The following is a 10,464-nucleotide window of genomic DNA, read 5'->3' on the forward strand; positions in this document are numbered from 1 at the left end:
GGCGATCACCCAGCGGGGCTCAGCCATCTGCAGGTACACCTGGCGCAGTACGGGCCCCATCTTTTTGGCAATGGTCCCCATTACCATCAGCAGGTCGCACTGGCGGGGCGTAAAGCCGATACGCTCGGAACCGAAACGCGCAAGGTCGTAGTGAGCGGCCATGGTAGCCATGAACTCGATGCCACAGCAGGAAGTGGCGAACGGCAGCGGCCAGATGGAATTCTTCCGGGCCATGCCGATTACCTTATCGAACGAGGTGGCAAAGAACCCTTCTCCGCTATAGCCTTCCGGCATTTCGACCACCTTCACATTGGTATTAAACTGAACAGGACGAGACATAATCTTTACCCTCCTAACCCCATCGCATTCACACGACAGGCATTTATTAATAGTTAACTAAGTTCTAATCTTCCCACTTCAGGGCGCCTTTCTTGATGATGTAGTAGAAGCCGCTCATGAAGAAGCAGACAAAAGCGAGCATAGCCATGAACCCTTCCCAGCCCAGCTCTTTAAAATTAACAGCGTAGGGATAGAAAAAGATGACTTCCACGTCAAACAACACGAAGAGAATTGCGGTGAGGAAATACTTGACAGCCACCGGCTGACGCGCGTTGCCCATCTGTTCGATACCGCTTTCGAAATTCTCCAGCTTGTCGCTGGTCTTACGCTTCGGGCCCAGAAAGTGCGTAGCAACCATGGTGAGGCCTACAAAACCCAAAGCAGCAACAACTTGTAAAAGGATAGGAAAATAACTGACCGGCGTGTTGCTTGCTGTCAATAATTCAGAGACAAAAAACATAAGCTTCCCAATATATTGTCTGAAAGCGCAAAAATACTGCAACTAAACTATAATTCAAATCGACAATCGCGAAAATCTAATCTTTTTTTTGTATATGTAATATAATAAAATATGTGATGTTGGTTTCCGCGGTTTCCCGGGACGCTCACCCGTTTGTGTAATCGATTGAGACTAAGCGCATAGCACGAAAACGGCCCGGGAACGTGCCCGGGCCGTGTATTTCAAATCCTTGAAATTTAAATATTTATTACTTGCCGCCGCCTTTTTGCTGGGGCTTGCTCATGATATCCTTGATCTGTTTCACGGGCTCGCTTTCCGGGTCCAGCGGGGTCAGTTTATCCATGAATTTTTGCATGTTCGCCTTGTCGTCCTTATTGTAATAATACACCATCAGGTAGGTGTAGGCCTTGATAAGGCCGGCTTTGTTCTTGGCCGGGTCAGCTTCGGCCAGCGTCAGGTATTTATCGAAGAACGGCTGTGCCACACCCGTTTTGGCTTCCACATCGCGGGCAGCAGCGGCCATCCCCTGCCAGAAGTGGCCGGTGGTCAGATCCGGGAAAGCAGCAGTCAGCTGCCCGAAAGCAGCGGAAGATTTGCCCAGCATGACCGTGTCGGTACCGCCGTTGGAGGCGTAATAGTATTGCTGTCCGATGTTGAAGAGGTCGAGGGCGGAGGGTTTCTCGCCTTTTTCCACTTTCAGGTCGGCAAATTTCTGGTACCATTCCCCGGCTTTGTCAAACACTCTCGCCTGCTGGAAGGCTTTGGCCACGCTTTCGTAGCGGTCCAGGTCCTTGGCGGTGTCGGAAGTGGCGTATTTCTCCAGGAAATTCAGCGATTGCTGGTCGATAGCCGCCTGTTGGGTGGAATCCCCCATTTTGATACGGCTGTAGATTTCGCTGCCGAGTTTATAGTCGATGGGCTCGAGCTTGCTTTCGCCCAGGCGCGCGGAGTAGTCATCGAATTGCTTCCGGGCGGCGAGGGAATCGCCTTTCTGCAGGTATGCATCGGCGATCAGGCGTTCCAGCTTGATTTTGTAAGCGTCGTTGGCCTGGGGGATCATAGCCTGCGCCTTGGAAATGGCGCCATCATAATCCCGGTCGAGGAACATAATGGAGGCGAGGTAATACTCGTTCCGTGTTTTATCGGCCTGGTCGGACAGCGCCAGGTACTTCTGCAGGTTCTCCTTGGCCTTGGGCAGGGAAAACTGCCGGGGCTTGGGAGTGTAGTAGAACTGGTACAGTTCGTAGAAAGCCGGGGCATAATTCGGGTCCAGCGTGGTAGCTTGCGCCCAGTCGGCCACGGCCTGTTCCAGCAGTTTTGCGTTATAATTCACCTGGCCGCGCTTCAGGACGGCTTCGGCGTTCTTATCTTCCAGTTCCAGGGCTTTTTCGTAGGCTGCGATCGCCTTACCCCCGTTTTCGCCGCCAAGGTAGCGGTAAACGTCGCCCAGTTCGATATAATCGGCCGCAACGGGTTTATATGCCTTCCGGCCGTCGTTGCCGGCCAGGAGCGTTTCCATGACGGTGAGGGCAAAGGCTTTGTCGCCCCCTTTTACTTCCGTATTGGCGTCCGCGATGGCGCGCGACACGTCTCCGTTCTTATTTTTAGCCGTAGCGGCCAGGGCGGCATCGAATTTCTGGCGCGCCGCGGCTGCGTTGCCATTGATCAGGTCAATCCGGCCCAGGCCGGCGGTGAGGAGGGGCGAATTGGGCACGGCCTGCATCCCTTTCTGGAAGGCAGCGGCGGCGCCGTCTTTATTTTCCTGTCCAAGTTCCGCGATACCGAGGTAATAATACGCCCGATCGTCCGTGGGTTTGGCAGCCACTACCTTCTCGAAATCGGATTTGGCGGTGGCGTATTTTCCGTAATAAAGGTTCCTGAGCCCGTCATCTATCGTTTGCGCCATTGCCCCGCCCGCGAGGAGGAAGAGGGCAACCACGGTACTGATATGCTTCTTCATGTTAAAATTGTTTTAAACCGTTAACTAAACATTACCGGGGCCAATTAGTTCGACTGCGGTATGGGTTCTTGTAATAAAAAAACATGCCAGAATGGTGGCTGCGGCCACGCTACAGGCAGGCTCCGCCTCTGAATTTACTTAAATATTCCGGTAAAAACAATGAAGGAAACGTTAAAAAGGGGCATAAAAAAAGCAGCGCCCGTGTGGGCGCTGCCGGTGATCCGGGATTGAAACCGGAAATTATTTGGAACCTTTGGCGGTGGCTGCTTTCGCAGAGCTGCCGGCGGCTTTGTTGGAGGATTCCAGGAATTCCTTCACCTGGCGAACGGTATCATTGTTCGGGTCGATCGCTACCAGCTTGTCCATCCAGGGCTGCATGGCGGCCTGATCTTCCTTATTGTAGTGATACAGCATCAGGTAGGTGTAGGCGTTGAGGAGGAAGCGCTTGTTACGGGCTTCGTCTTCAGGCTTCACCATCGAAATGTATTTTTCGAAGGCATCCTTGCCGAGACCTTCCTTCGCTTGCTGATCCAGCGCGAAGTTGGCCATCCCTTTCCAGTAGTACGCGGTGGGCTGGGTCGGGTATTTCTCTGTAAAGCTGGTCCAGGAGGAGTCGGATGCGCCGTACTGGGCAGCATAGTACTCATAGAAAGCTTTATAGAAGTGGTCAGTCATCGCGCCGGGATTGTCTTTCACTTCCAGTGCCTTGCCGAACCAAAGTGCGGCTTTACCGTAGTTGCGCATGTCTTTGTAAGCCTCTGCCACGTTGCGGAATTTTTCCGCGTCGGTGGTGGTGTCTGTTTCCGCGAATTTCTCCAGGTACATGCCAGCGGTTTCCTGGTATCCGGCCTGGGTGGCGGCGTCGGAATTTTTCAGCTTGGTGTAGATGGCGCTGAGCAGTTTGTAATCGTTTGCCTGCAGCTGTTCTGCGGGAACGGATTTCACGCGCTCGTCCATGAGGGCTTTTGCGGAGAGGGAATCGCCTTTCTGCAGGTGCGCGTCGGCGGCCAGCAGGGTGAGTTTACCTTTGTAAACATCGTTGGCTGTAGGCAACAGGGCTTTCGCCTTCGCGATGGCGCCGTCATAATCTTTTTGATAGAAATTGATGGCGGCCAGGTAATATTCATTCTTCGCCTTGTCGGAAGGGTCGCTTACTTCCACATACTTCTGCAGGTACTGCGCGGCATGGGGAAGAGAGAATTGCTCCTTACGCTGGGTGATGTAGAACTGGTACAGCTCGAAATACGCGGGTGCGTAGTTCGCATCCATGTTGGTGGCTTTAGCCCAGTCGGCCACAGCTTGCTGGAGCAGGCGGGCGTTGTAGTTTACCAGGCCTTGTTTCATCACGGCTTCCGCGTTGTTGGCGTCGAGCTCGAGGGCTTTGTCATAAGCCATGATAGCCTTGCCGCCGTTTTCACCACCCAGGTAACGGTAAGCGTCGCCCTGTTCGATGTAATCAGCCGCAGTGGGCGTATACATTTGTTTCTTCTTACGTCCTTCGTTATTGAAGAGTTTATCCATCACAGCCAGCGCGTATCCGCGGTCGCCGCCTTTCACTTCGGTGTTGGCATCGGCGATGGCACGGGCAACGTCGCCGTCACGCCCTTCGGTGGCGGTGCTGGCGGCTTCGAATTTTTGCTTGGCTTCGGCAGTTTTGCCGTTCAGGAGATCGATACGCCCCTGTCCTACCATGAGTAACGGGGAATTGGGAACGGCGGTGAGGCCTTTGGTGAAGGCGGCTGCAGCTGCGTCTTTATTCTCCAGTCCCAACTCGGCGATGCCGAGGTAGTAATAAGCGCGGTCATCCGTAGGTTTCGCGGTGATGGCTTTTTCGAGGTTTTGTTTGGCAGTCTGGTATTTGCCGTAGTACAAATCCTTCAAACCATCTTCCACTGTTTGCGCCATAGCTCCGTTGGCTATGCAGAGCATGGCTACAAATAAACTTTTCCTTCTGTTCATGAGCAATCCGGTTTTAGTTGTGTTATCAGTATTTAGTTTTTAGCTTCTAATTGGATGGCTACTCCGATAAAGTGGCTTCCCGGAACACGATGTTTAAACGGGCAGGGAATAATTTGAATTTACCTATCACAAGTTGGCCTGGCTGGGATGATAAAAATGTGATGAAACCGGAGCCCAGCCCCTGACGCGGTTCCTTCAAGATATAATACATTCCGCGTGTGAGCGGGTAAGATTTAATTCCTATGTAGTATTGATACGGCTTCACGAAATCTGTATATCCGTCTCCGCGCAGCTTCACCGTTGTAATCCGGTTGCTGAACTCGATCGCGGTGGAATCATTGGTGTCGGATATCCAGTTCACTCCGATAACGCCGATGGCATTCATATCTTTCTCCACATGCGAGATCACTTCCTCGTTGGTCTTAGCTGCCATGGTATTCGGCGGCAGCGGTTGCCCTTTATTGATGGAGTCGAGGATATAGCGAACGGTGCTCGAGTTCTGGTCATCGAAAACGATGTTCCATTTCTTCTGCGCTTTTCCGTTCATGATTTCGCGCACCTGGTCCATCGTTAAAATGGAGTCGGCATTTTTATGATTCACGATCAGCGCGATGGCGTCTGTCGCAAGCTTGGCGCTTTGCGGGCGCATCTTCTCCTTCTTGAAATATTCCAGTTCGTTCTCCTTCAGGTCGCGGGTCACGATGATGAGCCGCGCGCTATCGTTGAACAAATCCTTGAAGCATTCGGCTTCGGGTTTGTAATGAGCGATGATCTTCGCTTTCGGGTATTGCGACTCGAACACCCTGATCTCGGATTCCATCAGCGGCTGATAAGTTTTATCGACCGAGATATGGATTTCTCCTTTCGTAGGGGTGTCCAGTTCACCTTTCCCGGAATTGTCTGCGCCTCCGCAACCTACGGCCAGCATGGAAACGGAAGCCGTCGCCAATGCCATGCCCATCCAGTTTTTAGCTTTTAAAAACATACGCACTGTGGGTGATACTTGGTTAAAAGAATAATTGTTTGATACCCCTGTAGACACGAAATAATCCATAAGCTCCCAACGCGCCGGCCAATATGTACAGCCATGTCTCTGACAAGTTCAGCTTTCCCATTCCTAATTTCTCCGAGAACAGTGCATACAAACCGAAAAGAATAAATAACATTCCCCTGATCAGTTCGCCCATCGGGCGGTATTGCATGTTCAGCCGCTTGTTTGTATTGTCGTTCTCCTGTTGCATTGGTGGCAAATTACAAGTATACAAAAAAATTGCTTTTTTCTACCGCATCAAACTTTTATTCGTTTGTTAAAAATTTTTCAGGCTGTTTCAAAAGCTTTCATAAAGATGATGCTGATCCTTTCAAATTCCATAATACACCAAAGTTTTAACATATGCAATCCCTTCAAAATGCGTTAGTGGTTTCCCTGAAAATTCGGTAGGTTTGCGGTCGGAAAAACCGGCATCCCCGGAAGCGGTGATTTCTTAGAAATCATTGATTACCAAACGATACCGGTCAAGCGTTTTTACATGAAAATACTGATGGTCTGCCTCGGCAATATTTGCCGGTCCCCCCTTGCCGAAGGCATCCTCCGCCACCTGTCGGGCCAAAACGGCCTGGATTGGGAGATCGATTCTGCGGGAACCGGCGACTGGCACGTGGGCCATCCGCCCGACCGGCGCTCGGTAGCCGTGGCAAAAAAATATGGGGTCGATATTGCAGGACTCCGCGGCAGGCAGTTCTCCACGGAGGATTTTGACCGGTTCGACCGGATCTTTGTCATGGACCTCGACAATTACCGGGACGTACTCCGCAAAGCGCGCTCCGAGGCCGACCGGCAAAAGGTACAATTGTTGCTGGAAGACCAGCAGCCGGTGCCGGATCCCTGGTACGACGATGCCCTTTTCGAACCCGTGTACCGGCTTATCCACGACGCCTGCGAGCGGATCGTCCGCCTCGGTTAAACTTTTCTAACATTCTTGACGCGAAATAGCATGGCAAAACTCAGCATCCCGCAGGGGACACGCGACTTCGGGCCGGACGTGGTCCGCAAGCGCAACTACATCTTCGCCACCATCCGGCAGACATTCGAGCGGTTCGGCTTCCAGCCCCTGGAAACCCCCGCCATGGAAAACACTTCTACCCTCCTCGGGAAATATGGCGAGGAAGGCGACAAACTGATCTTCAAGATCCTCAACAACGGCGATATCCTCGGACAGGCTCAAATGGCGAAAGACAGCCGTGAACTGGGGCTTCTCCTGTGCGAAAAATCCCTCAAATACGACCTTACCATCCCTTTCGCAAGGTATGTTGTCATGAACCAGGGCAAGTTGCAGCTGCCGTTCAGGCGTTACCAGATGCAGCCCGTTTGGCGGGGCGATAAGCCCCAGCGCGGCCGCTACCGCGAGTTCTACCAGTGCGATGCAGACGTGGTGGGCAGCAATTCCCTCCTGAATGAAATCGACCTGCTGTCGATCTACGATACCGTATTTACTACGCTGGGCCTGGGCGGCTATCAAATGAAGGTCAACAACCGCAAGGTGCTGACCGGGCTCGCTGAGCTGGTGGGGCGCCCCGACCTTATGCTCGATATCACCATTGCGATTGACAAGCTTGATAAAATCGGTGATTCCGGCGTCCGGGACGAGCTGACCGGCCGTGGATTGAAGGCACACGAAGCAGAGCAGGTGATGGCGTTTATCGCGCTGCAAGGCAGCAACGAAGAAAAGCTCGACCGCCTGGCAGAGGTGTTTGTGAATTCGCCGACCGGTTTGAAAGGTGTGGAAGAATTGCGTTTCATCCTGGGCAGCGGGCTTACGCAGTTCAGCTCGCAGCCGCAAATCGATCTGACGCTGGCGCGCGGCCTCAATTATTACACCGGTATGATCGTGGAGGTGAAAGCCCCTGATACGGTGAAAATGGGCAGCATCGGCGGCGGCGGCCGTTACGACGACCTGACGGGCCTTTTCGGGCTCCCGGGCATTTCAGGAGTTGGTATTTCCTTCGGCGTGGATCGCATTTACGATGTGCTCGAAGATCTCCAATTGTTCCCGGAAACGGCGCAACAGGGTACACAGGTCATCTTCTTCCATCCCGGTGCAGAAAAACTGGCGGAAGTGTATGGGTATGTAACGCGATTGCGGCAACGGGGCATCAACGCTGAAATTTACCCTGACGACATCAAGCAGGACAAACAATATAAATACGCTGAGAAGCGCGGCGTTCCGTATATCGGCTATGTGGAAGACAATGCCCCGGGCACGGTATTCCTAAAAAACATGACCGGCAAACAACGCCACCAGCTTAGCGTTGCGGAGCTGGAAGCATTTGTTTTCCAATAGCAGTTTCCACAAGTTCTTGTGAAAGGCGCCGTATTACCGGCGCCTTTTTGATTTTTATTGTTTGATGGTTGAATGGTTGCAATTGAACGACCGGCGCGACGGTTATGAAGCGCACTGCTTAAAATAGATTCTTGCATAATTGAACCATCAATCCTGATCCGGTACATCGCAATCATTTTGATGTTGACATCTATCGACAGTTGGCTGATTCCCTTTTTCTTTCGCACCAATAAAACTTGCTACAGTAGCGGATTGCAGCGTTGATCACTCCCAGGCGTCCGCGCCTATTTTCTTGCCTGAAATTAATCTCCAGTAACTATAAAATTCGTCATCGAGCGGTTTATGCATGTATTCCGGGATGGTTGCTTTGACGTAGTTCCCCCAATGCGGGCGGTCGCCGTTACGGTCGGTGAAGCCGTATTCATCGGAGAGGTTCCAGGAGCTGAAGACTTTCCCTCTTTTTTCGAATACGTTTGGATCGGCGGCGAGAGCGGCAACGGCGCGGCCGACGAACCAGGGTGTTTCGGAAGCGATGAAGTTAGGATCTACTGTGGTGCCTTCTTTCCAGTTGCTTTCGGTGACGCCGAAGTGTTCGAGCATGGCTTCGGAGCGGAGGAAACCTGGTGTGACGGCGAGGGCGCCGATGTTGTATGGCTCGAGGTCCTGCGCCATATTGTATGCCATGCGGATCACGGTTGTTTTGACGAGATCGTAGAAGAGTTGCCCGCGGTAGAAATAGCCATCGCCGTCTGTAATTTCGACGATGAGTCCTTTTTTCCCTGGGAGCATGAGGGGCACGGCGTATTTCGCGGTGATGATGTGGGTATCGATCGCCTGGCGCATCATCTGGAACCCCTTGGAAAGGTCGTTTTCCCAGAAAGGCTGGCCCCATTGCATGAGGGCGTCTCCACCCCAGACGTCGTTCACGAGGACGTCGAGGTGACCGTGATCTGTGCGTATCCGGTCCATCAGTGCGATGACTTCGGATTCTTTGCTATGGTCTGTTTGAACGGGGATTCCGATGCCACCCAGTTGCGTGACGATTTCGGCTGTTTCTTCGATGGTTTCCTGGCGCCTGGGACCCGAGGCGAGCGCTCCTCTGACGCTGCGGCCGGTACAATACACTGTGGCGCCGGCTTCCCCCATCATGGAGGCGATACCTCTTCCAGCTCCGCGCGTAGCGCCGGCAACGAGTACGATTTTATCTTTTAGCGGTTTCATACGTTTCCAGGTTTATTGGGAAGATGAATTTCCGCAGTTACTACGCATTGTATCTGCGTAGTGAAATAACTTTTAGAAGAAAGTTTAAGAGTAATATTTCTCTGAAAGACTTGCGAAGAATATAGCTGTGAGGGCGCCAACATTGACCCGTAAACTGTTCAAACGGAACAATTATATCCCTGTTTATCGTAAAAAAGCAATCCAGGAAAATAATTGGATATGATTGCGCATCAGCACCACTTACTCCATTGGTTGCATTATTACTGTAAAGTACTCTTTGGCACCATTTGAAGTTACAATAATGTACGTCTAGTTGGATGTATTTAATTAGGCGATTGATTTGCGAAAGACTGATCTTTTTAGGTTTAAGTTGGCAGTTTCAGGTAATTGAATGGATGTAATTAGAATGGCCAGGCCCTTGTGGCGCCTAAGCTAATAATGAAGAGGTCCAGATTACTAAAATCACGTTATATATGTCGGTGTAAAATATTTCCTTTTGGAAGGTGAACCTATAGCTTGGATCCAGTCGAAAATAATAGCTAAATAATTAGTGCAAATTGCATCGTTTCAAATCGGATGGGTAACCCACTTCTCAATGCAGGCAATTTAAATGAAAGCCTTCACTTAGGCTGACGCTCCTTTCAAGCCACAATTTTCACCGCCGCTCTTGGCACTGAGGGCTAAAAAGGGAAACAACTTTTGACTTGAAACTGTTGAGGACCGTTGGGTTCAACCGGTTTTGATTTGGACAGGGGGCGAATCACAGTAAGTAGTTTACGGAGATCAGTGTTTTGCCCATTTTGTAGAACGTACCGGGAATGGCGAATATCGGAGTAATAACTTATAAAAGTTCAGGGCAAGGCAATGAAAGTATCGTGAAAAATTATTCGTGGGCAATGATAATCTGTTACCAATATCAGTATTTCGATCTGATTCTGCTCCCGCATAGGTTACTTCATTGGAATTATCCTGCCGGTGAAATTTTGCAGTGACTCACATTGGCTTGTGGATATTTGGAACAATGAATAGGCCAGTGAAATGAAAATGGAGCATTTAGAATAATGAACAGGCCGATGTAATGGAATTGGGGTGGGTATAAATAAAAAAAGGTCCAGGATTTCTCCTGAACCTTTTTTCAATAAATATGGCAGCTACCTACTCTCCCGCATGATAGTGCAGTACCA

Annotated in this window: 8 protein-coding genes and 1 pseudogene; 2 read left to right on the forward strand and 7 right to left on the reverse strand. The window is 51.1% G+C overall.

What is annotated here, in order from left to right; all coding sequences use genetic code 11:
* The 6 genes and pseudogenes from Q0510_RS15065 to Q0510_RS15090 form a co-directional block, all read right to left on the reverse strand.
* Nucleotides 1-339: pseudogene (locus tag Q0510_RS15065) on the reverse strand (NADH-quinone oxidoreductase subunit B); the annotation flags it as partial.
* Nucleotides 340-403: 64 nt separating this feature from the next.
* Nucleotides 404-718 carry an NADH-quinone oxidoreductase subunit A gene (locus Q0510_RS15070; RefSeq protein WP_298713432.1) on the reverse strand — a complete coding sequence of 105 codons (315 nt, stop codon included), beginning with the start codon at nucleotides 716-718 and terminating at the stop codon, nucleotides 404-406.
* Between the two features lie 328 nt (nucleotides 719-1,046).
* Nucleotides 1,047-2,759: a tetratricopeptide repeat protein gene (locus Q0510_RS15075; RefSeq protein WP_298713435.1), complete on the reverse strand. Its 1,713-nt coding sequence runs from the start codon at nucleotides 2,757-2,759 to the stop codon at nucleotides 1,047-1,049.
* 240 nt (nucleotides 2,760-2,999) lie between these two features.
* Entirely contained in the window at nucleotides 3,000-4,718 is a 1,719-nt protein-coding gene (locus Q0510_RS15080; RefSeq protein ID WP_298713438.1) for a hypothetical protein, read from the reverse strand.
* Nucleotides 4,719-4,776: 58 nt separating this feature from the next.
* Nucleotides 4,777-5,673: a PstS family phosphate ABC transporter substrate-binding protein gene (locus tag Q0510_RS15085; protein WP_298713440.1), complete on the reverse strand. Its 897-nt coding sequence runs from the start codon at nucleotides 5,671-5,673 to the stop codon at nucleotides 4,777-4,779.
* Nucleotides 5,674-5,725: 52 nt separating this feature from the next.
* A complete protein-coding gene (locus Q0510_RS15090) occupies nucleotides 5,726-5,959 on the reverse strand; it encodes a hypothetical protein (RefSeq protein WP_298713442.1) in 234 nt (77 codons plus the stop codon).
* 288 nt (nucleotides 5,960-6,247) lie between these two features.
* Here Q0510_RS15090 and Q0510_RS15095 point away from each other — a divergent pair, with 288 nt between their 5' ends.
* Nucleotides 6,248-6,682, forward strand: a complete 435-nt coding sequence (locus tag Q0510_RS15095) for a low molecular weight protein-tyrosine-phosphatase (protein WP_298713444.1) — start codon at nucleotides 6,248-6,250, stop codon at nucleotides 6,680-6,682.
* A gap of 30 nt (nucleotides 6,683-6,712) precedes the next feature.
* A complete protein-coding gene (gene hisS / locus Q0510_RS15100) occupies nucleotides 6,713-8,059 on the forward strand; it encodes a histidine--tRNA ligase (protein ID WP_298713445.1) in 1,347 nt (448 codons plus the stop codon).
* 264 nt (nucleotides 8,060-8,323) lie between these two features.
* On the opposite strand, the gene Q0510_RS15105 is transcribed toward hisS, so the two are convergent.
* Nucleotides 8,324-9,280, reverse strand: a complete 957-nt coding sequence (locus Q0510_RS15105) for an SDR family oxidoreductase (protein WP_298713447.1) — start codon at nucleotides 9,278-9,280, stop codon at nucleotides 8,324-8,326.
* Between the last annotated feature and the right edge of the window lie 1,184 nt (nucleotides 9,281-10,464).

The sequence above is a fragment of the uncultured Chitinophaga sp. genome, from assembly GCF_937874145.1.
Taxonomy (GTDB): Bacteria; Bacteroidota; Bacteroidia; order Chitinophagales; family Chitinophagaceae; genus Chitinophaga.